This window comes from Leifsonia sp. 22587, from assembly GCF_052044215.1.
Lineage (GTDB): Bacteria > Actinomycetota > Actinomycetes > Actinomycetales > Microbacteriaceae > Leifsonia > Leifsonia shinshuensis_C.
The window spans coordinates 732196-756912 of sequence record NZ_JBQENB010000002.1 but is presented as its reverse complement, the minus strand read 5'-3'; the positions used below and the strand labels follow the sequence as shown (position 1 = coordinate 756912).

The window sequence follows — 24717 nt, the reverse complement described above, 5'->3', positions numbered from 1 at the left end:
CCCTCCCCATGGTTACCCGTCAATTGCCCCGCCCGGCCGAGCTGCTGGAGCTCATGCAGTTCAAGAAGCCGGAACTGAACCTGAAGAAGCGGCGCCTGGAGGCGGCGCTCACCATCGAGGACCTCGCGCGCATCGCCAAGCGCCGCACCCCGAAGGCCGCCTTCGACTACACCGAGGGCGCGGCCGAGGGCGAGCTGTCGCAGGCCCGGGCGCGGCAGGCGTTCCAGGACGTCGAGTTCCACCCGTCGATCCTCCACGACGTGTCGACCGTGGACACGTCGTGCGAGATCTGGGGCGGCCCGTCCGCGCTGCCGTTCGGGATCGCCCCGACCGGGTTCACCCGGCTCATGCAGACCGAGGGCGAGACCGCGGGAGCGGGTGCCGCGGGCGCCGCGGGCATCCCGTTCACCCTGTCCACACTGGGGACGACCTCCATCGAGAACGTGAAGGCCGCCAACCCGGCCGGCCGCAACTGGTTCCAGCTGTACGTGATGCGGCAGCGGGAGATCTCGTACGGCCTCGTCGAGCGCGCGGCAGCCGCGGGCTTCGACACGCTGTTCTTCACGGTGGACACGCCGATCGCCGGCGCACGCCTGCGGGACAAGCGCAACGGGTTCTCCATCCCGCCGCAGCTCACCCTCGGCACGATCGTGAACGCGATCCCGCGGCCGTGGTGGTGGTACGACTTCCTGACCACCCCGAAGCTCGAGTTCGCCTCGCTGTCCTCCACCGGCGGCACGGTCGGCGACCTGCTCAACGCGGCGATGGATCCGTCCATCGATTATGAGGACCTGGAGATCATCCGCGGGATGTGGCCGGGCAAGCTCGTCATCAAGGGCGTGCAGAACGTCGAGGACGCCAAGAAGCTCACCGACCTCGGCGTCGACGGCATCGTGCTCTCCAACCACGGCGGCCGCCAGCTCGACCGGGCGCCCATCCCGTTCCACCTGCTGCCGGGGGTGGTGCGCGAGGTCGGCCGCGACACCGAGGTGGCGATCGACACCGGCATCATGAACGGCGCCGACATCGTCGCCGCATACGCGCTCGGCGCCAAGTTCACCCTGATCGGCCGCGCGTACCTCTACGGGCTCATGGCCGGCGGGCGGGCGGGCGTGGACCGCACCATCCAGATCCTCACCGACCAGCTGGTGCGCACGATGAAGCTGCTGCAGGTGTCGTCGCTGGCCGAACTGACCCCCGCCCACGTGACCCAGCTCACCCGACTCCAGCCGGTCCGCCGAGAAGACCGAGCAGGCATCACCGCCTGACGAGTTCGCTCCGTCCGTGGGTGGTCGGAGCGATCCACGGGATCCCCCCGTCCCGTGCGCCGGGCCCGCACNGCACTCCGTCTCCGTGCGGGCCCGGCAACCCAACACGTGAGCAAAGGACCGTCTTGACCAGCATCAATAGCGCACCCCATTTCACGCATCCGGACCGCAACCTGGCGATGGAGTTGGTGCGGGCGACGGAGGCGGCGGCGATCCGGGCGACGCCGTGGATCGGGCGCGGGCACAAGAACGCGGCCGACGGTGCGGCGGTGGACGCGATGCGCAAGTTCCTCGGGACGGTCAACTTCGACGGCGTGATCGTGATCGGCGAGGGCGAGAAGGACAACGCGCCCATGCTGTTCAACGGGGAGCACGTCGGCAACGGCCGGGGCCCGGCGGTGGACATCGCGGTGGACCCGATCGACGGGACGTCGTTGACGGCGGCCGGGCGGCAGAACGCGCTGTCGGTGATCGCGGTGTCCGACCGCGGCACGATGCTGGACGCGTCGAGCGTGTTCCGGATGAACAAGATCGTGACCGGAGCCGCAGGGCGCGGTGTCGTGGACCTGTCGCAGCCGATCGGGGACAACATCCGGGAGCTGGCCAAGGCCCTCGGCAAGCCGGTCGGCGAGGTCCGTGTCGCCATCCTGGACCGGCCGCGGCATGAGGGGCTGATCGAGGAGATCCGAGCCGCCGGCGCCGGGACGCGTCTGATGTTGGACGGGGATGTCGCGGGCGGGATCAACGCGGCCCGGTACGAGTCGCGCATCGACATGTGCGTCGGCATCGGCGGCAGCCCGGAGGGTGTGATCACGGCGGCGGCGATCAAGGCGCTCGGCGGGTTCATGCAGGGGATGCTGGCGCCCGGCGACGACGAGGAGCGCGCCCGGGGGATCGCCGCGGGCCTGAAGATGGACACCATCCTCAGCATCGACGACCTCGTTCAGGGCGACAACACGTTCTTCGTGGCCACCGGTGTCACCGACGGCGGCCTGGTGGAGGGCGTGAGCCGGAAGGGCCCGATCATCCGCACCGAGTCGATCGTGCTGCGGTCGAAGTCGGGAACCGCACGCCGCGTGATCGCCGACCACCTCGCCGAGAAGTGGCTCTAGGTCGAGGAAACTCTCGAGTGCTGCTCCGCAGGACCTGTGAACGAAAACACAGTCTTCCTTGTCTGCTTCATCGTCCACAATCGAGTCGCTCCTGCTTCCCCGGTCACGCGCCGGCCTGCGCCCAAAGGTCGACGAAATGCTGAGGCAGTAGCTAGGAATTCGGCGGGGCGTATCGAAGCCCTCCCCCACTGCGATGGGGGAGGGCTCCGTGTTGGCCGTGGAGGCGGTGAAGTTAGCGGGTCGCGCGGGCAGCGGACTCGATCACGTTCGCCGTCTCGATCGGGTGCGAGATGTACCCCGCGTGCGAGGCGTTGATCGTCGTGGTGTGTGCCTCCATGCGCTTGGCGAAGAAGCGCTGTGCAACGGGGGAGAGGGCGTGATCCTGGGCCGAGATCTGGTACCAGCTGGGGATGGTCTTCCAAGCCGGCTCGCCCGACTTCTCTTCGAGGACCGCTACGTTGGCAGGGCGCTGGCTTGCGGCCATGATGCGGGTCTGTCGTTCGGGCAGATCTGCGGCGAAGATCGCGCGGAAGCTCGCGGGGTCGATCGTGGCGTCTACGCCGCCCGGGTACGGGCGGAGCACGAGAGACTCCGGCTTGAGCTCGCTACCCGGGTACTTGGCCGGGTCGTTGAACTGGCCCACCGTTTCGCCCAGGTCCGGCGCGAACGCAGCAACATAGACGAGGGCCTTGACGTTGGGGGCGCCCGTGGCGGCGTTCGTGATTACCCCGCCCCCGTAGGAGTGTCCCACCAAAACAACCGGGCCATGGATGGAGTCGACGACGCTTCGGACGTAGGCGGAGTCGGATGCCAGGCCGCGCAGCGGGTTGGCAACTGCGATGACTGGGTAGCCGTCGTGTTCGAGCTGGGTGATGGCCCCGCCCCAACCGCTGGAATCGGCGAACGCACCATGCACGAGGACGACGGTGGGCTTCGTAGACGAGTCCTGGACCTGGTGGCGGCCGGTGGCGGCCTGGGCGGTGCCCGCGACGCCCAGTGCGAGCGTCGCGCTCACTGCCAGGCCGGCGGCGATTGCGAGCGCTCGTCGCTTCGAAGACTTGAGGTTCATGGGGTTCCTTTCGGTAGGCGAGTTCGTATGTAGACGAACTAGTTCGTTCACCGTATGGCGAAAGTCGGCTGCAGTGCAAATCGGCCCTTCTTGCGGGACGCGCTGCCACGCAAAAGAGCCCGCCTCCACAGTGGAGGCGGGCTCTCGGGCCTACTGGTATGTCGCAGGTGCGTGATCGAAACTACGCGTCGAGATGGGATTGATGAGCTTTAACTACCGCGAATATGGATGCCGCCAGTTCCTGTCCGACCTGTTGCGCGTCGCCGAGGTAGCCGGCCACCATCGCCCCGTCGCGCAGCATCATCACCTCGCCCGCCGCGGCTTGCGGATCGGTCACCCCCAGCTGCTGGAGCATCGCGGCGAAGGTGTCTCGGTACCAGGCCCGATGATCGGCGACCACCTTCCGAACGGGGCTGTCCGGGTCCGCGTACTCGGCGGCCGCATTGATGAAGGGGCACCCGCGGAAACCGGGGCGGCAGCTCGCGGCGCCGATTGCTTCGGCAAATTCGCGAAACGCTTCGGCGGCGTCGTTCGCTGAGGTGAGGACCTGATCGAATTGTCCGCGCTCCCGCGCGCCCTGTTGCTCCAGATAGGCCACGACCAGGCTGTCTTTGGTGCGGAAGTAGCGGTAGAAGGTTACTTTCGTGATTCCTACGCGCTCGATGATCTTGTCGGCGCTCACCGCACGGATCCCTTGCGCGTAGAACAGGTCGGCCGCCTCATCCAGGATGCGCTCGCGAATCGGTCGGGCCGCGCTGTCAGTCGGCGTCAGTAAACCGGTTCTTGCTGCGTCCGCCACTGTGGTCTCCATGTCGTCCGTACGTGTCGCTTGCATGTATCTGACCTGACAGCTTACACGACGCATACCTACTGGTTCGTCTACCGAGCTCTTCGGGCGGCAATGGTTGCGCCGTCGAGAAATGTTTACTATGGTCACTTTTGGTAGAGTTACTAGTAACTCTACATTGACCTTTTACGAACGGACTGCACATGACCACGACCATCCCCGACGCGGAGCGCGCGACGATCGCCACGTCGCTGCGGGCTCTCTACTTCGTCCGCTTCGCCTTCGCGATCGTGTGGGCGATCATCATCGTCCTCACCGCAGCGGCCATCACCCCGCTGAGCGCGACGCTCCTCGTGCTCTACCCCGTCTTCGACCTCATCGCAGCCGTGATCGACCATCGGGCCTCGCGGGGCACGCGGTCGGCTGGTCTGCTGTACGTCAACATGGCGCTGAGCCTGCTGGCTGCCGTCGGCCTGGCTCTCGCGGCCGGGTCCGGGCGGTCGGCGGTGCTCCTGGTGTGGGGATTGTGGGCGATCACGGCCGGGATCGTGCAGCTGATCGTCGGAATCTCCCGACGCTCCCTGGGCGGCCAGTGGCCGATGATCCTCAGCGGCGGGATTTCCGTGTTCGCCGGTGCCGGGTTCGCGCTGCAGTCTGCCGGTTCGTCCGCGTCGCTCGTCAGCCTCGCCGGCTACGCCACGCTCGGCGGGATCTTCTTCCTCGTGTCGGCGATCCGCCTCTCCCGCGCAGCGAAGGCGGGGACCCGATGAGCGGCGACGTGTATGACGTCGTCGTCATTGGCGGTGGCCCGGTCGGAGAGAACGTGGCCGACCGGGCAGTGCAGGGCGGCCTGACCGCGGCTATCGTGGAAGCCGAGCTTGTCGGCGGCGAGTGCTCGTACTGGGCCTGCATGCCGACCAAGGCCCTCTTACGGGATGCCGCGGCTCTTCGAGCCGCGCGCACCCTGCCCGGCGCGTCCGCGGCGATCACCGGCAGGCTGGACACAACCGCCGTGCTCGGGCGGCGCGACCGGTTCGCCGCGCACTGGCACGACGACGGCCAGGTCTCCTGGCTCGAGAGCGCCGGCATCGCCCTCGTCCGCGGCCACGGCCGAATCCTCGGGGAGCGCACTGTCGCAGTAACCCGATCCGATGGGACGACCACGGTGCTGGAGGCCCGGCATGCCGTCGTCATCGCGACCGGCACGAGCGCATCGGTTCCACCGATCCCGGGTCTTGCGGAGGCGAAGCCGTGGACGAGCCGCGAGGCGGTGGCGGCCGAGCTCATCCCCGAGCGTCTGGCGATCATCGGCGGCGGCGTGGTCGGCGCCGAACTGGCCACGGCGTACAGCGCCTTCGGGACGGCGGTGACCCTTATCGCCCGCGACGGGCTGCTTCCCCGCGTGGAGCCCTTCGCCTCCGAGCAGGTCGCGACCGCTCTCGCCTCGGACGGCGTCCGGCTTCTGATCGGCGCTGAGCCCATCGGGGTATCACGCGAAGACGACGGCACGGTGAGCGTCCGACTCGCAGACGGCGACACCGTGCGCGCCGACGAGGTGCTGGTGGCGACCGGTCGCCGGCCGAACACCGCCGATATCGGTCTGGAGGCCGTCGGCCTTGCACCGGGCGGCTTCCTTACGGTCGACGAGTCGCTCCGGGTAGTGGATGCGTCCGGCATCCCCGTCGCGGGCGGCGGGCTGTACGCCACAGGCGATGTGAACGGGCGCGCCCTGCTCACCCACCAGGGCAAGTACCAGGCCCGCGCCGCGGGCGACGTCATCGCCGCCCGCGCCCTCGGCGGCGAGGTCGACGACGCCCCCTGGGGGCGCCACGCGGCGACCGCGGATCACGTCGCCGTGCCACAGGTCGTTTTCACGCATCCCGAGATCGCCTCGGTCGGGCACACGCTCGCCAGCGCCACTGCGGCGGGCCTCCGGGTGCGGCAGGTCGAGTACGACCTCGGCGCGGTCGCGGGAGCATCCCTGCACGCCGACGGCTACGCCGGCCGGGTCAGCATGCTGATCGACGAGGACGCGGGCACGATCGCCGGCTTCACCGCCGTCGGCCCCGACACCGCCGAACTGGTGCATGCCGCCACCGTGGCCATCACCGGGGAGGTGCCGATCGAGCGGCTCTGGCACGCCGTCCCCGCCTACCCGACGATGAGCGAGTTGTGGTTGCGTCTGCTGGAGACCGCCGGCAGCGACACCCGCACCCGAACCACCCCGCAGCTCGTCACGAGCGACCGATAAGAACCGACAACCGAAGGAAGAACAGTCATGCCCACAAAGATCACCCTCATCATCGACAACCCCGCCGACCCCGCCGCATTCGAGGACGCTTATCTGGACGTCGAGACCCTCGCGCGCCGTCTCCCGGGGTTGCGTCGAGTAGAGGCGGCCAAGGTCTGGCCGAAGGAGGACGGCAGCCCGACCCCCGCGCACCGCACCCTCGACCTGTACTTTGACAGCTACGAGGAAGCCTCCGCCGCCGTCGCCACTCCGGTCGCCGGCGAGTTCTTCCAACGACTGGTGGGAACCGGTACCCCGTTCACCGGGTTGTTCTCGGAGATTGCCCAGGACTGAACCAACCAATCACGACGAATCCGGGTCCGCTCCAATAGAGGGAGCGGGCCCGGCTTGTCAGTCCCGGAAGGGCAGAGTACTTGCTACCGCTAGAACTAGGCCGCCGGGCTGCAGGTAAACGCTTCTGGCGGCAAAGCCTCCATGTCGTCGTCCACGATCGATGGGCGTCGGCTGGAGGGGATGTCAGTTCCCGGCCCTCGGCCTCTCGAAGCCCTTCACGAATGCGCGCTTGCCCGGATGAGGGGTCAAATGGGTCGCTGTCGTGGCCGATGTTTCAAACGGATGCCTCGCCGTGGCGGGGCTGCCTGCCCCCTGTCGAACAGGGCCCTCGGCAGCATGCTGAAGCTGCATGTGAATGGTCCAGCTTTAGGAGGCAATGTAGTCAGCGATAGTGTGTGCTGCTTTGAGGACGTGGGTTGCGGTCTCGCGGATGAGTTGGGTGTCTTGGTTGGCCCATCCGGTGATGTAGCCGATGCTGTAGGCGCTGGTGTCCATTCCGGTTAGGCCGGCGACGATGTAGGCGACGGATTCGGCTTCGACTTCCATCCGTCCGCGGTGGTGGCGGTATTGCTCGAGGTTGTCGATGTGGCCGAGTTGAATGTGGGCTGTCTCGTGGAGGAGCGTTTTCGCTGCCTGCTCTGGGGCGAGGCCACGGCGCAAGGTGACCGTGTGTTTTTCGGGGTCGGTGTACCCGTTGGCGTGGGTGATCGGCTCGCGTGCGAGAGTCCATCCGGTGGCCTCGAGGTGCGCGGTGAGCGGGCTAATGAGGCCATGGTCGCCCATTCCGGTGAGCGGCTGGGTTGGGTTTTCGGGCACTGTCGCCCCGTCGATCGGGTCGGTTTGAGAGATGTCGAACACGGAGAGGACGGGGAAGTAGTGCACGGCGCCTTCCTCCGGGTCGGCTCCGGGCCCGTGGGTGGTGCTGGTTGTCTTCTTCGTGCTGTAGCCGAAGATCTTGATTGCGTGCTCGCCTTTGCGGACTTGGCGGCCTTTGGCCTGCCATTGCCGGAACCCGGCAACCATGGTCGCGTCCGGGTTCTGCGCGAGGATCAGCAGGAGGTTGTTCAGACTGTAGGTGTGGAACGAGCGGGCGAAGTCCAGGAATCGGCGCCACTGCCCGCTGTCAGCAAGCTGCTGAACCTGGTCAATGATCGAGGCGTGTAGTGCCTCGGCTTGCGCCTTACGCTGTTCGGCGGTCCGCCCCTTCGTTTCGTTCATGATCTGCGCTCCCTGGTGGTCAACCTGATTGGTGTGGGCTGTTCGATAGAGGGAGTCGGTGGGAGTGGGAGCACTGTGAGTGCCAACCGCGCTCTGGCGAGATAAGCCCTGAGGGCGCGTCAGAGCGCGGTTGGAACGGCAAGGTGCGTCAGCGACCTACGATGAACGATCGGACAGCCCGCACTGCACTCAGATAGCGCTGCCCTGCGCAGCAGGACCACAACAGACGCAGACACGTTGGTCACTGGACGGCGATGAGCGCGGTGGTCAAGGTTGCCGTCAGCCATTGAGCGGAGCCGCCTACGGCGGCGCTGTCCGGGCCGGTTTTGTTTGTCTTTCCGGCTGCCGATCGTAGCTCGTTCCCGGTGCTTACCGTGCCGGGCTTTCGCGGCATATCCTCACTCGCTGCGCTCCCTCCGGTATTCCACGGTCCCGGAACTCCGCCCCTCCCACTCGCCATCGATCTCTCCGCCGGAAGGCAAACAAAAACGATCGACAGGGGAGTGATTGTGATGCGGGTATTCGTCATCGACACCAGAAACATGGGCCCGGAACTGCAAGGCGGACTGATCGGGGTGGTCGGCTCCATGTTCCCGACCGCAGAGGAGAAGAAGGAGTGCGTGGAAACGGTAAGCCGGTACGCGGCGGATGGATGGGGGATCGCAGCCGACCCGAGCACGCTGATCGGCCGTCTGGCCGCGCTGACGGCGGAAACATCGTGTGCGCCGTTCCTGGCGCTTGATCGGGTTGCCCAGCGCGGCGGTCCGGTTCTGGGAGCCTCGCCGCTCGAAGTGGGTAGTCGGGGGCTCGACTAACGGCGGGCGCGATAGTTCCCGGGCACTGACGAGTGCTTCCAGCTACTGTCGGAAACCGAGCGCTCGTTCACCGGATTGTTCCCGGGCATCGCATTTTGACCGACGAAGCCAGAGGAAAAGGCCGGTCCCGCTCCTGAGTTGAGCGGGACCGGCCTCCTCCATGCCAGGCTCAGCTGCGCGGCCGAACCCGGACGGTGACGATCTCGAACGGGCGCAGGGTGACTTGGACGGACTCATCGGCGGTCCAATAGTCCTCGCCTGTCTCCCGCTCCAGCACATCCGTGCGCCAGGCGTCACGGAACGGGACTCCGAAGGTCAGCAACGCATCCGTACGAGTGCCCTGCGACTCGAAGAGGCGGACGACCAGGTCGCCGGATCGATCCTCCGCGAGCTTCACCGACTCCACCAGCACCGAAGGGGTCGACACGGCAACGACCGGGTCGATCGCGGCGTCAGCGGCGTGGTGCACTGCCCGCGGGGGCAGATTGAGCGCGTACCCGCATCGGGCCGCGTCGAGCGGTGTGGTCGCGAACCCGAGGCTGCTGCTGAACACGTGCACGCCCTGGTCGGCCGCAGGGTCGGGGAAGAGCGGAGCCCGCAGCAGCGACTGGCGTACCAGCGTAGTCGTCCCGCCGTCGGGCCGCACGGTACGGGTGACGTCATGCCCGTACGTTGAGGCGTTGGCCACAACCGCCCCGAACCCCGGCTCCGCGACGTGCACCCAGCGATGAGCGACGGTCTCAAAGCGGGCGGTGTCCCATGAAGTATTGGCAAACGTCGGCCGGTCCACATGCCCGAACTGGATCTCGGACTTGAAGGAATCCGCGCGGATATCCAGCGGGAAAGCCAGCTTCAGCAGCTTCTCATGCTCGTGCCAGTCCACCTCGGTCTCCACCTGCAGGTCCGCAGCGCCGGACCCGAGACGGTAGCGCTGGATGACGGCGGAGCGGCCGAACGAGTGACGAACGACAAGGGCGTCGCCCACGATCTCCACGCTGTCGGGGGTGCGGAGCTCGGTGACGGTGTTCGCATACGCGCGGTCGATGTCCCACGCTTCGAACAGATTGGGGCGGTCAGTGAACACCTGCAGCACGGCGCCCGCGTCTCCGGCCGGGATGAGGTCTCGGGTTGAGGCGAGGTCTCGCAGGGAGACCAGCAGACCGTCGGCGTCAAAACGGGCCCGCACCCGGTTGTTCGTCAGCTCGAACCCGTTGCCTGTGCGGACCGGCGACGGGCGGCCGGTGCCCGGGGAAACGACCGGGACTGCGCTTAGCGGGTCGACACCCTCCAGGGGGACGGGGGACGCGTTGAACAGCACGGTGCTCTCGCCCACCCCGGCGAGCGCCCGCTGGGCCAGCGTAATCAGCGATTCGAGCTCTCGTTCGATCCTCCGGTACTCGGCCTCCGCCTCCTGGTGCACCCACGCGATCGCAGAACCAGGCAGGATGTCGTGGAACTGATGCAGCAACACCGTACGCCAGATCGCCTCGAGCTTGTCATACGGGTAGTCCACCAGATGGCGGAGGGCGGCGGCCGCGCTCCACAGCTCCGCCTCCCGGAGCAGGTGCTCGCTGCGACGGTTGCCCCGTTTGGTCTCCGCCTGCGAGGTGTAGGTGCCGCGATGGGTCTCGAGGTAGAGCTCGCCCGTCCACACGGCGGGGTGTGTCAGCCCCGCCTTGGCTCGCTCGAAGAACTGTGTGGGCGAGCCAAGAGTCACGCGCGGTGACCCTTCCAGATCATGCGCACGGTGGGCGGCGCCCAACATCTCACGGGTCGGGCCGCCGCCGCCGTCAGACCAGCCGAAGAGTGTCGCCGACACGTCCGAGGCGCCCTTCTCGGCGAATTGCCGCTGCGCCTTCGCCAAGTCGGCGCCGCTGAGGTCGGAGCCGTAGGTGTCGTTCGGTGGAAAGTGGGTGAAAATACGACTACCGTCGATGCCCTCCCAGAGGAAGGTGTGATGCGGGAGCGTGTTGGTATCGTTCCACGACATTTTCTGGGTGAGGAAGCTGTCGGCGCCGGCCGATCGGGCAATCTGCGGGAAGGCCGCCGTGAAGCCGAACGTGTCCGGAAGCCACGCCTCGCGGGAAATGCGCCCGAACTCCTCCAGGAAGAACCGCTGGCCGTAAAGAAACTGGCGCACCAGGGACTCACCGCCCGGCATGTTCAGATCACTTTCGACCCACATCCCACCGACCGGGACGAACCTGCCTTCGGCGACCCGGGCACGAATCTTCTCGAACAGCTCTGGGTAGTGCTCCTTCACCCAGGCGAATTGCTGTGCACTGGAGGCGGCGAAGACGAACTCGGGATCCTCGTCCATCAAATCGAGCACGTTAGAGAAGGTACGGGCTGCCTTGCGCACCGTCTCCCGCGTCGGCCAAAGCCAAGCGGAATCCAGGTGCGCATGGCCGATCGCAACGATGGAGTGCGCGGAGGCATGGGCCGGTGCGCTGAGCGCGCCCGCGAGAGCGCCGCGGGCGGCAGCCGCCGAGCCGACAACGTCGTCCGGGTCGATGACGTCGCACATCCGGTCCAGGGCGCGGATAATTTCGGCGCGACGCGGAAGCCCGGGGTCCAGCTGGCGGGCAAGCCCGGCAAGCACCGACACATCCAAGAGCAACTCCGTCACTTGCTCGTCGCGCTGGACCAGTGCCACGTTCTGGAGGGTGTAGATCGGCTCAGAACCGGCGGTAGCCTTATCGCCGAAGTGCGAGACGGGCGGTCGGGGGGCCGGCATGAACGGGCCCGGCAACCCGGCACCGCCGTCGGAAGTGATGCGGGGAGACACGAAGAAGTGCGCCAGCATGTTCGGGTTGGAAGCGGCCTCTATGTAAAGGTCGATCACCCGTTCGTGCGGATCAATATCGATGGCGTTGTTGAACGGTTCGAGCCCTTTGATGATCGAGCCGTCCGGCCGGTAAAACATCCCCTCGGACTGGAAGGCGGGAACCAGGCCGGAGAAGCCGAGGTCGACGATGACCTGCAGCGTCGTCCCCTCCGAGCCCGCGCGCCACTCGGCCGGCACCTCCCCGGTGAGGTGGAACCACGTAGTGCCCCAGGGCTTGCTCCATTTCTGCCGGACCTGGAACGGCTCGAAACCCTGCTGGACGGCCTGGGCGAAGGGGACCGGTTCGTCCGGGACCTCCCAAGCGGAGATGGTGAGGGGCGCGCTGCGGCGGTGCAGCGCAGGTGCTAGCTGGTCGCGGACGGTGTTCGCAACGCGATGCTCCACCCGGTCGAGATCGTCTGTCATGAGGGGCAGGGTAACAGAAAGTTCCGCATGGAACATTCTCTGATTGGTACCGTTATGCCCATGCAGAGCAAGCAGGCGGGGGAAGAGCGGGCTGATGCGGTGTCGACCGCCCCAGCGAAAGGGCCCGGTTCGCGCGGCCGTTACCCTAAGGGTGTCATGCGGCGCCAGCAGATTATCGACCGCACCATCGAGGTTTTCGCTCAGCTGGGCCTGGAGGGTACGAGTCTACGGGCCATTGGTGAAGCCATCGGTGTCAGTCATGCCGCGTTGCGACGTTATTTCGAGACCCGCGAGGAGCTCTTCCTCGAGATCTTGCGCGAGAAGGACCGCCAGGCGTTGATCGATGCCCGGGAGAGCGGTCGCCCGTCCACCGACTTCGCCGGCCACCTCGACTCGTACGCGTCGGGGGCCCCTGGTCTGATGTCGCTTCGTCATAGCATGGTTGCGCGCGCGCTGGAGCCGGGCAATGAGTTCTCGCGGACCTTCTTCGTGGAGCGATATGAACACCTTCGCGCCGATGCGCTCGAGATCCTGCGCCTCGCTCAAGGCGCCGGCCTGGTTCGGGAGGGCATCTCGCTGGAGTCTGCCTCCGCGCTTCTGATTGCAGCGATGGACGGGTTGTCCACACAGTGGCTGCTGGACCCGAAGGTTGACCTCCATGCCGGCATGCTGCTGTATGAGCAGTTGCTGCGGCCGGTCCATTCCTAAGAGTCGAAAAGTTCCATGTGGGGCTTTTAGTGTTATCTTGATCTCTGTTGGGAGCATTCGCCCCCTGGAAACGTTTTGCAGAGAGAAGTCAACGTGGACGAGCCCAAGCCCCTCACTGTCCCCGCCGCCTCCGGTACGCACGTCGTCTCTTCCGGCCCGACCGACTCATCGGCGGCCGGTCCGAGGCGCCCTTCGCGCTACCCGGTAGTCGCGATCCCTCTCGGGATCCTGGGTTTTTCGATTGCTTTGGTTCCTCCCTTGGTGATCACGATCGCGCTCCGGCTGCGTGAGCTGGACCTTGCCAACTCGGCCGCCGATCTGGGCATCGTCCTGGGCATTGGCGCGCTCTTCTCCTTGATCGCGAATCCGATCGCCGGTCGGATCTCCGATCGGACTACCAGCAGGTTTGGGATGCGGAAACCCTGGATCGTCGCCGGTGGGCTGGTCGGGTATGTGGGAATCGTCGTCATCGCGGTTGCACCCAACGTCGCACTGGTTTTGGTCGGGTGGATCATCGCCCAAGTCGGCCTGAACTTTGCGCTCGCCGCCTTGGTCGCGATGCTTCCGGACCAGGTCAGCCCGGAACGGCGCGGCCGCACCGCTTCATTCATCAGTCTGGCGCAGAACGTGGGCGGGGTCGCCGCGACGTTCTTGGTCCAGCTGTTCCCCGTTGGGCTGGTCCAGAGCCTGGTCCCGAGCCTGATCGGCGTCGCGCTCATGATCGGCATGGTGCTGCCGGTGAAGGACCGCATCGCCGTGCGCGGCCCGAAGGAGCCGTTCAACGCACGCGAGTTCTTCGGCGCCTTCGTCTTCAACCCGCGGGAGCATCCCGACTTCGGCTGGGCGTGGCTGACCCGCTTCTTCCTCACGACCACGCAGTTCACGGCGACCAGCTACCTGGCGTACTTCCTTATTTCCCAGTTCGGGGTGGCCGACTCTCAGGCCCCCACGTTGGTGTTCGAGGCGATCCTGGCCAATGCGGTCGGCATTCTGCTGATCACCCCGGTCCTCGGCTGGCTTTCGGACCGGCTGCGCCGGCGCAAGCCCTTCGTCATCCTGTCGTCCATCATCGCCGTCGTCGGTCTTACGATCATCGCGCTGGCGCCTTCCATCCCGGTCGTGCTTCTCGGTGAGCTTGTCCTCGGCGCCGGCCTCGGAGCCTTTTTCGCCGTGGAACTCGCACTCCTCACCGACGTGCTGCCGAGTCCAGACACGGCGGCGAAGGATTTGGGTGTTGCCAACCTCGCCCAGTCACTGCCTCAGTCGCTTATCCCGGTAGCGGCGCCCGCTCTTATCGCCGCGTTCGGGTACCCGGGCCTCTTCCTCAGCGGTGCGGTGTTCGGCGTGCTTGGCGCCCTCAGTGTGACCCGGGTGAAGAAGGTGAGATGACGCGTCGCTCAGTGGAGGCGCGTTGCCGCGATTCCACCGTCGACATCGAGCGTCGCACCGTGCACAAGGGCGGCGTCGTCGGACACGAGGTATCGCACTGCAAGGGCGATGTCGACAGGGCGAACCGGTCTTCCTGCAGGGGTCCCCTCGGTCATGGCGGCGAGCATGTCGGAGGAGCCAGCGTTCCCCGGCGTGGCGGTGGCGCCAGGCGCGACAGTGTTCACGCGCACGCCCTGTGGCCCGAACTCGGCCGCCCATGCTCGGGTGAGCTGCTCGATGGCTGCTTTCGTCGCCGGGTAGAGGGCTTTGAAGGGAAGGCCGACTCGCGCCATCCACGATCCGACGTTGACGATCGATCCGGATCCGCGCTCGACCATGGCCGGTGCCAGGGCTGCGACGAGGAGATGGGGAGCGCGAATGTTCGTGGCCCAGAGCGCTTCCATGTCCTCGTCGGTCACCGTGGGTGTCAGAAAGCCCGGATACACGCCGGCGTTGTTCACGAGGATGTCGACGCGACCCTCGAGCGCGGAGCGCGCCCGCCCTGCGAGGTCCCGCACCGCGGAAGGCGGAGCGGACAGGTCCCCGACCACTGCCACGGACCTTCCGCCCGCTGCCCGGATCGCGTCCACTACGCGCTGGCTGCGTGCTTTGTCGCGCCCGTTCACCGCAACGGTCGCCCCCGAGCGTGCGAGCACGCGCGCGATGGCTTCGCCGATTCCGCTCGATGCTCCTGTTACCAGTGCGGTCCGTCCGGCGAGTCGATCGTCGGTGGGCAGCCCTGCAATACGTTCTTCATTCGTTTCCATACCTCGATGCTGCCCGTCCGGCGCGGAGGCAGGGTTGCCCATACCCATACGATGCTTGCCGAATCTCGCAGAACTGACGCATGGATGGTGTAGTCGCTGGAGCACTGGAGCGTGCCGCAGAAATCGGGGTGCGTCATGCCGGGCGCAAGGAGGCGAACGCGCGCCTGGGCGTGCGCGTCACCCATGTTGCGCGTCCCTCGGGTCTGAGCTACCAGCGTTACAAGCCGTCCTTGTCCTTTGTGCTGGTCGGCCGTAAGCGTTCGATCATCGGCGAGGATGACCAGGTGTGGGGCCGGGAGCGCTTCCTCATCACTCCCGTCGACCTGCCGGTGGTTGCGGGGGTCGTCGAGACCGATCCGCAGCTCGGGTTTGTTTCGGTCGTATGCGATCTCGATCCGGTCCTCATCGCCGACGTCGCGACTGCGATGCCGACCAAAGCGCTGCAGCGGAGTCCTCCGGATCGTCTCGGCACCTGGACGCGGGATCTTGCCGACGCGGTGACGCGGTTCCTTTTCTTGCTGGACGCTCCGGAGGAGATCCCGATGCTCGCTCAGAGCATCCGGCGTGAGATCGTGTTTAGGGTCCTCCAGACGGATCAAGCGCCGCGGCTGCTCGCGGCGCTTGATTCTGGGGAGGGGGAACTTGTGCGTCGCGCGATCTCATTGTTGACCGAGGAGATCGACGAGGTGTGGAGTTCGGCGTCCATCGCTGCGCGTTTGCACGTCGGCGAGTCGACCCTGGTCGGAAAGTTCAAGCAGGTCACTGGCCTGACTCCGATGCAGTTTCTCAAGCGCAACCGGCTGGGGGAGGCGCGCCGGCGCATGGTTCTTCTTGGCGACTCGGCCGCCGAAGCCGGCGCCCGTGTCGGTTATCGAAGTACTTCGCATTTCTCTCGTGATTACCGGCGCGAGTACGGTGGGCCGCCGGCGGCGGACGCGTCGCGGTTGCGTGCCTCCCTCCGCGAGGCGGCCATCTGACTGCTCGTGTCCCGCCCGGGGGGATCGCCTAGACCTGCACCCACTGCGATGCGCGCGCCGAACGGCGGACCGCGTCGCCGATGCGCACCGCCCGCAGGCCGTCCTCCAGCGTGGGCAGTGCGTCGACCTGTTCACCCGCCATGGCTGCGTAGCTGTCCCGCACGAAGGCGTTGAACGAGTGGAAGTAGTCCTCGAGAGTGCCGGTTGGCGTGAAGCCGAGCTGCTGAGCTGACGCGGACAAGTCTTCTGAAACGAGCGTGAGCGGCTCGCGACGACTGGACCCGGCCGCACCTTTCCATAAGACGGTCGGGTTCTCTTGGTCCAGTGCGATGCCCGCGAGGTCTCCGGAGACTTCGAGAGTGAGTGCTTGCCCGCGACCTGCGGTTACTTGGGAGACGAGAATGGTTCCGATGGCGCCGTTGTCAAGCTCTACAGCTAGCGCCACTGCGTCATCCACGCTGTCGCCTGGAGCGGGAAGGACGGAGCGGTCGACAGCAGCAAGCCGTGAGATGCGTCGCTGTGAGACGAACTCGAGCAGATCTGTCACATGCGAGCCGACATCGGCGAACGCCCGGGAGGGTCCAACGAGGTTCGTGTCGAGTCGCCATTCGGTTTCCGGGGCTGCGAGCAACCAGTCCTGGACATAGCCTGCCTGCACCGTGAGCACCGAACCGACCTCTCCGGCGATCACCCGCGCGCGCGCTTCTCGTGCGAGCGGGTGATACCGGTAGGTGAATGCAACCGTTCCCACGACGCCTGCGGCTTTCGCCGCTGCGACCAGTGTCTCCGCGTCGCTGCGGGATGTGGTGAAGGGCTTTTCGGATACGATGTGTCGGCCGGCGGCGATCACCTGACTCACTTGACCGGCATGGAGGCTGTTCGGCGAGGTGATGTGCACTGCCTGGATCGAGTCATCGAACAGCATCTCGGTAAGACTCGGGTATGCGGTGGGGATCCCTAGTCGTTCCGCAGCTTCGGTACTTCGGCGAGGTGTCGAGGACACCACTCCCGCGATCTCTGCTCCCGCCGCTCTGATTGCGCTCGCATGCAGGCCCCCGATGCGTCCCGCGCCCACCAACCCCACGCGTGCGATCTTTCCGGGCCGCGTCATTTGAGTCCCGAGAAGGCCAAGCCCTCGATCACCCGGCGCTGCAGGAAGAGGAACAAGATGAGGATCGGCGCGCTGGCCAGGAGGGCGGCTGCCATGATCACGGGGTAATCGGTGGAGTATTGACCCTGAAGTCCGGCGAGGCCTACCGAAAGCGGCTGGGCTCCCGGCTGGGTCGAAACGACCAGGGGCCACAGCAGGTCGTTCCAGGAGAGCAGTACGCCGATCACCGCCAGGGCGGACAGGCCGGGTCGTGCGAGCGGGAGCATCACGCGCCAGAAAACCTGGAGAGGGTTAGCGCCATCGATCCGCGCGGCTTCCTCCAGCTCCTCAGGGAGTCCGAGGAAAAACTGGCGCATTAGGAAGGTCCCGAATGCGCTGAATAATCCAGGCAGGACGATTCCGCCGATCGAGTTGAGTAGTCCCAAGCCTTGAACGATCTGGTACTGCGATATCAGGAAGACCTGAGGTGGTACTAGCAGGATCGCCAACACGAGGGAGAAGATGATGTTCCTGCCGGGGAATCGCATTCGGGCGAAGGCGTAGCCGGCGATGGAGCACAGCACCAACTGCGCACCAACACGGATGACCGTGATGAGAACGGACACGGCGAACTGGGACACGAACGGAAGCCGCTGGAACACCGCTACGAAGTTCTCGGGGTGCAAGCTGGTCGGAATTATCGTCGGGGGTACAGACGTTATCGCGGCGGTTGTTGACACGGACGCCAGCACCTGCCACGCGAACGGGAAGACCATCACGAGGCTGCCGACGATCAAGATCACGTGCGCGGTGGCGTTGCTGTTTCGTGTTTTAGACATAGTTCACCCATCTGCGCTGAAGGCGGAACTGGATTGCTGTGACGATGGCCACAACGATGAGGATGACAATCGCGATCACCGCACCGTAGCCACGGTTGTTGTTGATGAATGATTCGTTGTAGTAGAGGAAAACCAGCGACTTGGACTGCGTGATGACGGGGCTTTGGGTACCGATGAGCCCGTACAGCAGGTCGAACAGTTGGAAGCCCGCAATGATATTGATGACCGCAACGAAGAAGATCGAAGGTGTCAGAAGCGGGATCGTTATTTGGAAGAACTGCTTCCTCGGGCTCGCTCCGTCCAGTGACGCCGCTTCGTAGAGCTCCGGTGGAATGCCTTTCAAACCGGCGGACAAGATGATGATGTTGAATCCGATCGACATCCAGAGCCCGACAACGGACACGGCAACGATCGCGAGGCCCGGAGTGGAAAGCCAATGCGGACCGCGAATCCCCACTAGTTCTAGGGCGGCGTTGAATACGCCGAAGTCACCGTTGAAGAGGACTTTCCACACCAACGCGATCGCAATGGGCATTGCCAGGTAGGGCAGGAAGAACATCGTTCTATACACGTTCGCGAAGCGTAGGCCTGGTCGGTTGATGAGGCTGGCCAGCCACACGGCGATCGGAATGCCGAGAAGAACAATCCCGATGTAGATCGCAGTGTTTAGCAGTGCGAGGGGGATTTCGGGGTCCTGAAACAGCGCCTGCCAGTTGTTGAGACCGGTGAATGTGGACCCACCGAAGGCTCCCCAGGTGGTGAAGCTGAAGTACACGGTCTGGATGATGGGGAACAGGTAGAAGGTGACAGTGCCCACGAAGAACGGGCCGACGAAGAGGAGCGGCCACCAACCGGAGCGGGCGAGGCGGCTCCGACGGGCCTCGGCCGGGCGGGGCGCGGCCGAGGCCGCACCCCGCCTGCTAATGCTGTTCGAGGTCACTTTTTCGCCAGTGCCTTGTTCATGCTGGCGGCAAGGCTCTTCGTTGCGTCCTTGACCGTGGTGGCGCCCGCAAACGCGCCAGCGACAACCCTCGGCTCGTCGGCTGCCCATGCGTCGGTGTTCAGAGAGACGGGCATCGGATAGCTGTACTTGATGGCGTCCACAAAGACCTGCAGGTCGAGCGCGGGGTGGCTATTCACGAACGCGTTCTGCGTGCCCGCGTACGCCGATGGGCTGACCCCGCTTTCCGATTGCAGCAGCTGGGCCTGCTTCGAGGCTGCGAAGGCTTGGAAGGCCTGAGCGGCAGCGAGGTTGCTCGACTTCGCATTGACCACATTGGAGATGGCGTGGATGACTGTAGCCTTCCGATCTCCTTGCGGAAGTGGGACCGCCATGTAATCGGCCGCGTTGGGCGAGTTGGCGATCAAGGCCACGCTGGCGCCAGCGATGCTGGGGAACATAGCCGCCTTGCCGCTAGTGAACCAGTCGTTGGCTCGCGTCTCGGAAAGCTGTTGCACGCTCGGCGCTGAGCCGTCTTTGATCAGGTCCGCCCAGATCTGGAGGCCCTTCTGCGCGCCCGACTTCTCCCACTCAGCGCTCTTGCCGTCGGGTGAGATCACGGAGCCGCCGTAGGCGAACACGGAGCTGTAGTACGTGGTTTGGCCGTAGATATAGAAGGCGGTGCCGTAGACGCCCTGGGCGCCGAGGGCGGCGTGGATCTGTGCGGACGTCTTGCGGAAGTCGTTGTAGCTCCAGTTCGGGGCAGGCAGGGAGACGCCAGCCTTTTTGAATAGTTCCTTATTGATCCACATGGCGTTGGTGTCGGCGTCCTTAGGCACGCCGTACTGCTTACCGTCGAGCTTGTAGAACTCGGTGAGGTTCTTGGGATAGTGCGACGTGTCAATCGCGCCGGAGGACACCAGATTGTCTATGGGGGCCAGCTGTGCGTTCGACGCGTACAGCTTGAAGTGCGCCATGTCGATCCAGAACACGTCGGGAAGCGTGCTGGAGGAGGCCTCCGTCTGGAGTTTCGTCCAGTAATCGGTGAAGGGGGTCACCGCGTCGGTCACGTGGACCTTCGGGTATTTCTTCTCGAATGCCTTGACGATGGCGTCCATCGCGGGCTGCTGGAGCGGATCCCAAAAACCATAGGTGATGTCGCCGGCGATATCGGTGGGCTTCGGAGGCTGAGTCGTCGCGGAGCAGCCTGCCAGGGCCAGCGCCGCGATCGCGACGGTCGCCATCGCAGGGATGATTCGGGTCTTCAATGCCGTGTCCTTTCGGGACTCTCGGTGTTGTCTGCCTTGATGGGAGCCCCAGCTTGCCCATCGACCGTGACGGGCGTGATTTCAGGTCTGATCGGGGCGATCAAGGCGGCGGATGAGGGGCGATCATGCCGACGTGTCTCATCACTTCGTGGGCGAAGCTCTCGCGCAGCGCGTTCGTGGCGGCTATGCAAATCGGACGACCCTGTCGTGCATAGCGCGAAGGTAGCATCAAAATGTTCCGAATGGAACTTTATTTTTGGTTCCCCTCGAGGTGGAGGATCGAGCAATGGAAATTTCCAGCGAACGTTTGGGTGATCACTCCCCGGCGACCGGACCCGGAAGCCGCGGGCGATACCCGAAAGGGGTGAGGCGGCGCCAGGAGATCATCGATCGCTCGATCGAAGTCTTCGCGGACGTCGGGTTCGAAGGCGCGAGCTTGCGGGCGCTCGGCGAAGCGATCGGTGTGAGCCACGCTGCGCTTCGACGTTACTTCGAGACCCGCGAGGAACTCTTCCTCGAGGTCTTGCGCGAAAAGGATCGCCGAACAATCTTCGAGACGCCGGATGGCATCTATGGGGCCCTCAGGCTTGCGGAGGGCCTGGTCGAGTACGCCACCCAGGTGCCCGGCCTGATGGCGCTCCGGCACAGCATGGTGGCCCGCGCTCTGGAGTCGGGGAATGAGCATTCGAAGCGCTTCTTCGTTGATCGGTACGCAGCGGTCCGCGAAGAGCTGGCGCACCATCTCTCAGCGGCCCGGGATGAAGGAATCGTGAGAAGCGATATCCCACTCGACGCCATGACCGCACTCGTCGTGGGTGCCCTGGATGGCCTGTCGACGCAATGGCTGCTGGACCCGAGTGTCGACATCTACCGAGGCATCGATCTGCTGGAGGGCCTTCTGCGGCCAGCGGTCACGCATCCCTTGGTTTCCTGAAAGCTCCAAATGGGGCTTTTTGTGTTATATTGCGATGCGATCAGCGCGGGCAGACAACCGCCCGTTGAGTGGAAGGGCCCACGACAGTGACAAGTGCGAACGGTGTACCTGTGCCGAGCGTGGCGCCCAGTGCCACCGGCGAGGACTGGTGGCGGCAGGCAGCCGTCTACCAGATCTATCCGCGCTCGTTCGCCGATGGGAACGGCGACGGAATCGGCGACTTTGCCGGGGTCCTCTCGCACCTGGACTACATCCAGTCCCTCGGCGTCGACGCGGTATGGTTCAGTCCCTTCTATCCGTCGGCTCTTGCTGACGGCGGATATGACATTGATGATTACCGCGACGTGGATCCGTCGATCGGCACACTGGGCGAGTTCGAGGCCATTGTCTCCAACCTGCACCGCCGCAACATCAAAGTGATCATCGATCTGGTTCCGAATCACAGCTCGGATAGGCACGAGCGGTTCCGGGAAGCACTCTCCGCCGCACCCGGCAGTCCGGAACGCGCGCGCTACATTTTCCGGGATGGCACCGGTGACCATGGGGAGCTGCCACCGAACGATTGGCAGTCGCTGTTCGGCGGGCCGGCGTGGACGAGAGTCGTCGAGCCCGACGGGAACCCCGGGCAGTGGTACTTGCACCTGTTCGCGCCCCAGCAGCCGGACTGGAATTGGGACAACCAGGATGTACGCGAGGACTTCTTATCCACTCTCCGGTTCTGGGGAGATCGTGGCGTCGACGGGTTCCGGGTCGATGTCGCGATGGCGTTGGCAAAAGATCTGCGCGAACCTTACGCGAGCTGGGCGCAGATCCGAGAGGGCGCTGCTTTTATGGGCGGCTCGGACGGCTTGTTCGCCGACGGGCAGCATCCGCTTTTCGATCGCGACGAGCTCGATGACATCTATGGGGCGTGGCGCCGCGTTTTCGATACATACGATCCGCCGCTCTTCGCTGTCGCGGAGGCGTGGGTTCCGGCACATCGGAGGGGGCGCTATGCCAGCACGTCAGGGCTCGGGCAGGCGTTCAATTTCGATCTGCTGACGGCGCCGTGGGATGCCCAGGAGTTCGCCTCGGTGCTGCGGGCGAATCTCGAGTTCGCCGAGGTGAACGGTACGACCAGCACGTGGGTGCTTTCCAATCACGACGTGGTGCGGCATGTGTCCCGCTATGCGCAGGAGGGTCCGCAGCCGGCCTTTCCCAATCGCGTGGAGCGGCACGACGCTGCCTCGATCGCCCGAGGCCTCGCTCGGGCGCGCGCGGCGACAGCCCTCGCTCTGGCGCTTCCGGGAAGCGCGTACATCTATCAGGGTGAGGAACTCGGGCTCCCAGAGGTCACTGAGATTCCTGCACGTTGGGTGCAGGATCCGTCGGCGCGGATTGAGAACGGCGTGATGGTATCTGGCCGCGACGGATGCCGGGTGCCGCTGCCGTGGACCATCGAAGGTGATTTCTTCGGATTCAGCGACTCGGCAGCGCATCTGCCGCAGCCGGGCTGGTTCGGGGCGCTCTCCGTGGAGGCGCAGCAGAGAGAACCTTCTTCGACTCTGGCCTTGTACAGGCGTGCGCTGGCTCTTCGGGAGGGGCTTCGTACGGACGAGAAGATCGAATGGGTTGATCTGGGGGACGGCGTGGTGGCATTCAGGCGTTCTAACGGTTGGCTGAATGTCACGAACTTCACGGGCGCGCCCACGCGGCTGCCGGCCGGAGAAATGGTGTTCCGCACAGACGAAGTCGACGACGACCCTCTTCTGCTGTCCGCCAATTCCACCGCGTGGTTGATTGACGGCTAGACCAGGGCCCCAGCGGTGGCAGGCCCCCTACGGGTCAAAGGTGTGGCCTATGCATAGTAGGATGGTCGCGTGGCTAGCCGATTGATACACAATGACCTCGAGCGGGCGGCGGAAGCGATTGCCGACGTCGGGGGGCTGGATGCCGTCACCATGAGCTCCGTTGCCCGGCACCTCGGAGTGCAGCCGCCGAGCCTGTACGGTCATGTGAACGACCGTGGCGGGTTGCTCGACCGCCTTTCCGTCTATGCGTTGCGCCGGCTGGCTGACAACTTAGCGGCGGCACTTGCGGGGCGTTCAGGGTTCTCGGCGCTGCGCGCGTTCGCTGACGTTCATCGGGAGCTCGCTCAGCGTTCGCCGGGCCTCTGGGCGGCGTTGCAGCGCCCGCTCTCGGCGGAGATCGCGGAGGTCAGTGATGGGCGCCGGGTAACGGCGCTCGCCGAAGCCACTCTGCGGAGTTATCCCATTCCCACCGCCGACGTGGTCCACGCGATCCGGTTGCTCGGCTCCACGGTGAACGGCTTCATCGCGCTGCAACTTTCCGGCGGATTTGCGCACAGTCGTCCCGAACCCGACGTGTCCTGGACCCGCGTGCTGGACGCACTCGACGCGCTCTTCGCGGCATGGCCGACCGCGAGCGACGCTACTAGAGATAAGGCGGACCGATGATCCAGATCACGGACCTGGAGCCCTTCCTCTCGGAGGTGGCCGACGTCGAACACACGATCCGTGGTCTGCGGCCGCATCGTCTCCCCGCATGGCTGCGAAAGCAGTTCCCAGACGCGCAGCTGCTCGCGATGGAAGCGCAGCCCTCCGGAGTGCTGTTGACGTTCCGGTCCGAGGCCACGGCGGTGGCGTTGACCCTCCAGCCGACCCGGTTGAGCTTCGCCGGTCTGAGCCGTCCACGCGGGCAGGTGGAGCTCAGCATCGACGGGGAACCGGTCGCCTCGTCCGTCCTCACGGGAGGAGATCTCGCCGAGACCGACCTGCGTACGGGCGCGACCAGCGTCATGACGGGTGACCCCCACACCGCCGCGTTTGCACACCTCCCCGCGCGGGACAAGGTCATCGAGCTGTGGTTGCCGCATAACGAGTCGGTAGAGTTGATGGCGCTGCAAGCGGACGCCCCGATCCGCCGGGAGCCAGACGACAGGGCCGTCTGGCTGCATCACGGCAGCTCGATCAGCCATGGGTCGAACGCTGTCGGACCAACCGCTATCTGGCCCGCGGTCGCAGCGCGAGCGGCAGGGGTCCGGCTGCGAAATCTCGGCTTCGGCGGAAGCGCCCTTCTGGATCCTTTCGTCGCACGCGCCATGGCCGACATGCCGGCAGACATCATCAGCGTGAAGGTCGGAATCAACATCGTGAACCTCGACGTCATGCGACGGCGGGCGTTCACCGCGGCCCTTCACGGGTTCCTTGACACCATCCGCGGCGGCCATCCCGACGCTCCGTTGCTCGTCGTCACACCGATCTACTGCGGCATTCACGAGGACACCCCGGGCCCCGGCGCCATTGACCCCGCCAGCCTCGGCACAGATCAGGTGCGCTTCATCGCGACCGGCACGCGAGGGGACACTGCGCTGGGTCGGCTGACGCTGCAAGTCGTGCGGGAGGCGATCGCCGAGGTGGTCGAGCACCGCGCCGACCCCGGGCTGCACCTGGTCGATGGGCTGACCCTCTACGGGCTGGCGGACGCGGACGAGCTTCCCTTGCCTGATGGACTGCACCCCGACACGGCCGCGCACGACCTCATCGGACGGCGATTCGCGCCGACGCTAGCTGGCATTATGGCGTCCGCTCACGTAACGCGTGGTCGTCCGCAAGCGGGCATCTCGTCCCTCTAGACCGATCCAGTTGCGGCCGGGCGCCC

22 protein-coding genes are annotated in these 24717 nt (G+C 65.6%); 13 read left to right on the top strand and 9 right to left on the bottom strand.

The genetic code is table 11. The features are described 5' to 3' along the window. The first annotated feature begins 8 nt into the window (after positions 1–8). Both ACTJI1_RS11610 and glpX read left to right on the top strand, forming a co-directional pair. A complete protein-coding gene (locus ACTJI1_RS11610; RefSeq protein WP_440742760.1) occupies positions 9–1268 on the top strand; it encodes an alpha-hydroxy acid oxidase in 1260 nt (419 codons plus the stop codon). A 179-nt stretch (positions 1269–1447) separates the two neighbouring features. Next, on the top strand, positions 1448–2380 hold the full coding sequence (gene glpX, locus ACTJI1_RS11605; protein WP_440742845.1) for a class II fructose-bisphosphatase: 933 nt from the start codon (positions 1448–1450) through the stop codon (positions 2378–2380). Positions 2381–2612: 232 nt separating this feature from the next. On the opposite strand, the gene ACTJI1_RS11600 is transcribed toward glpX, so the two are convergent. Next, on the bottom strand, positions 2613–3449 hold the full coding sequence (locus tag ACTJI1_RS11600) for an alpha/beta fold hydrolase (protein WP_440742759.1): 837 nt from the start codon (positions 3447–3449) through the stop codon (positions 2613–2615). Between the two features lie 181 nt (positions 3450–3630). Next, entirely contained in the window at positions 3631–4248 is a 618-nt protein-coding gene (locus ACTJI1_RS11595; protein WP_440742758.1) for a TetR/AcrR family transcriptional regulator, read from the bottom strand. A 191-nt stretch (positions 4249–4439) separates the two neighbouring features. Here ACTJI1_RS11595 and ACTJI1_RS11590 point away from each other — a divergent pair, with 191 nt between their 5' ends. From ACTJI1_RS11590 to ACTJI1_RS11580, 3 genes are read left to right on the top strand one after another with little or no spacing between them, the layout of a single operon-like run. Further along, entirely contained in the window at positions 4440–5006 is a 567-nt protein-coding gene (locus ACTJI1_RS11590; protein WP_440742757.1) for a hypothetical protein, read from the top strand. Continuing rightward, entirely contained in the window at positions 5003–6487 is a 1485-nt protein-coding gene (locus ACTJI1_RS11585) for a dihydrolipoyl dehydrogenase family protein (protein WP_440742756.1), read from the top strand. Before ACTJI1_RS11590 ends, ACTJI1_RS11585 begins: the two co-directional genes overlap by 4 nt. Before the next feature lie 27 nt (positions 6488–6514). Beyond that, complete coding sequence (locus ACTJI1_RS11580) at positions 6515–6820, top strand: EthD family reductase (protein ID WP_440742755.1); 306 nt, start codon at positions 6515–6517, stop codon at positions 6818–6820. A gap of 366 nt (positions 6821–7186) precedes the next feature. Here ACTJI1_RS11580 and ACTJI1_RS11575 read toward each other — a convergent pair whose 3' ends face one another. Further along, on the bottom strand, positions 7187–8038 hold the full coding sequence (locus ACTJI1_RS11575) for an ArdC family protein (protein WP_440742754.1): 852 nt from the start codon (positions 8036–8038) through the stop codon (positions 7187–7189). Positions 8039–8550: 512 nt separating this feature from the next. Between ACTJI1_RS11575 and ACTJI1_RS11570 the strand changes: the two genes are divergently transcribed. After that, entirely contained in the window at positions 8551–8853 is a 303-nt protein-coding gene (locus ACTJI1_RS11570; RefSeq protein ID WP_440742753.1) for a hypothetical protein, read from the top strand. A gap of 169 nt (positions 8854–9022) precedes the next feature. Here the strand turns inward: ACTJI1_RS11570 and ACTJI1_RS11565 are convergent, their stop codons facing one another. Continuing rightward, the gene (locus tag ACTJI1_RS11565) at positions 9023–12106 is read right to left on the bottom strand and encodes an alpha-mannosidase (protein WP_440742752.1); all 3084 of its coding nucleotides are present in this window, start codon (positions 12104–12106) and stop codon (positions 9023–9025) included. Between the two features lie 60 nt (positions 12107–12166). Between ACTJI1_RS11565 and ACTJI1_RS11560 the strand changes: the two genes are divergently transcribed. Beyond that, positions 12167–12814 carry a TetR/AcrR family transcriptional regulator gene (locus tag ACTJI1_RS11560; protein WP_440742751.1) on the top strand — a complete coding sequence of 216 codons (648 nt, stop codon included), beginning with the start codon at positions 12167–12169 and terminating at the stop codon, positions 12812–12814. 93 nt (positions 12815–12907) lie between these two features. After that, the gene (locus ACTJI1_RS11555; RefSeq protein WP_440742750.1) at positions 12908–14203 is read left to right on the top strand and encodes an MFS transporter; all 1296 of its coding nucleotides are present in this window, start codon (positions 12908–12910) and stop codon (positions 14201–14203) included. Positions 14204–14211: 8 nt separating this feature from the next. Here the strand turns inward: ACTJI1_RS11555 and ACTJI1_RS11550 are convergent, their stop codons facing one another. Beyond that, positions 14212–15009, bottom strand: a complete 798-nt coding sequence (locus tag ACTJI1_RS11550) for an SDR family NAD(P)-dependent oxidoreductase (RefSeq protein ID WP_440742749.1) — start codon at positions 15007–15009, stop codon at positions 14212–14214. A gap of 80 nt (positions 15010–15089) precedes the next feature. On the opposite strand from ACTJI1_RS11550, the gene ACTJI1_RS11545 reads away from it, so the two are divergent. Then, positions 15090–15986, top strand: coding sequence for an AraC family transcriptional regulator (locus ACTJI1_RS11545; protein ID WP_440742748.1), 897 nt, complete (start codon positions 15090–15092; stop codon positions 15984–15986). Positions 15987–16014: 28 nt separating this feature from the next. On the opposite strand, the gene ACTJI1_RS11540 is transcribed toward ACTJI1_RS11545, so the two are convergent. The 4 genes from ACTJI1_RS11540 to ACTJI1_RS11525 are packed head-to-tail and all read right to left on the bottom strand — an operon-like array spanning position 16015 to position 20099. After that, positions 16015–17097, bottom strand: coding sequence for a Gfo/Idh/MocA family protein (locus tag ACTJI1_RS11540; protein ID WP_440742747.1), 1083 nt, complete (start codon positions 17095–17097; stop codon positions 16015–16017). Beyond that, positions 17094–17915, bottom strand: a complete 822-nt coding sequence (locus ACTJI1_RS11535) for a carbohydrate ABC transporter permease (protein ID WP_440742746.1) — start codon at positions 17913–17915, stop codon at positions 17094–17096. Before ACTJI1_RS11535 ends, ACTJI1_RS11540 begins: the two co-directional genes overlap by 4 nt. Then, complete coding sequence (locus tag ACTJI1_RS11530; protein WP_440742745.1) at positions 17908–18855, bottom strand: carbohydrate ABC transporter permease; 948 nt, start codon at positions 18853–18855, stop codon at positions 17908–17910. The genes ACTJI1_RS11535 and ACTJI1_RS11530 overlap by 8 nt, the downstream gene beginning before the upstream one ends. Beyond that, positions 18852–20099, bottom strand: a complete 1248-nt coding sequence (locus tag ACTJI1_RS11525; protein ID WP_440742744.1) for an ABC transporter substrate-binding protein — start codon at positions 20097–20099, stop codon at positions 18852–18854. The genes ACTJI1_RS11530 and ACTJI1_RS11525 overlap by 4 nt, the downstream gene beginning before the upstream one ends. A gap of 310 nt (positions 20100–20409) precedes the next feature. Here ACTJI1_RS11525 and ACTJI1_RS11520 point away from each other — a divergent pair, with 310 nt between their 5' ends. The 4 genes from ACTJI1_RS11520 to ACTJI1_RS11505 all read left to right on the top strand — a co-directional run bounded on the left by ACTJI1_RS11520 (position 20410) and on the right by ACTJI1_RS11505 (position 24691). Then, positions 20410–21057, top strand: coding sequence for a TetR/AcrR family transcriptional regulator (locus ACTJI1_RS11520; RefSeq protein ID WP_440742743.1), 648 nt, complete (start codon positions 20410–20412; stop codon positions 21055–21057). 110 nt (positions 21058–21167) lie between these two features. Next, positions 21168–22847, top strand: coding sequence for a glycoside hydrolase family 13 protein (locus ACTJI1_RS11515; protein ID WP_440742742.1), 1680 nt, complete (start codon positions 21168–21170; stop codon positions 22845–22847). A gap of 69 nt (positions 22848–22916) precedes the next feature. Further along, on the top strand, positions 22917–23513 hold the full coding sequence (locus tag ACTJI1_RS11510) for a WHG domain-containing protein (protein WP_440742741.1): 597 nt from the start codon (positions 22917–22919) through the stop codon (positions 23511–23513). Next, a complete protein-coding gene (locus ACTJI1_RS11505; protein ID WP_440742740.1) occupies positions 23510–24691 on the top strand; it encodes a GDSL-type esterase/lipase family protein in 1182 nt (393 codons plus the stop codon). Before ACTJI1_RS11510 ends, ACTJI1_RS11505 begins: the two co-directional genes overlap by 4 nt. Positions 24692–24717 lie beyond the last annotated feature (26 nt).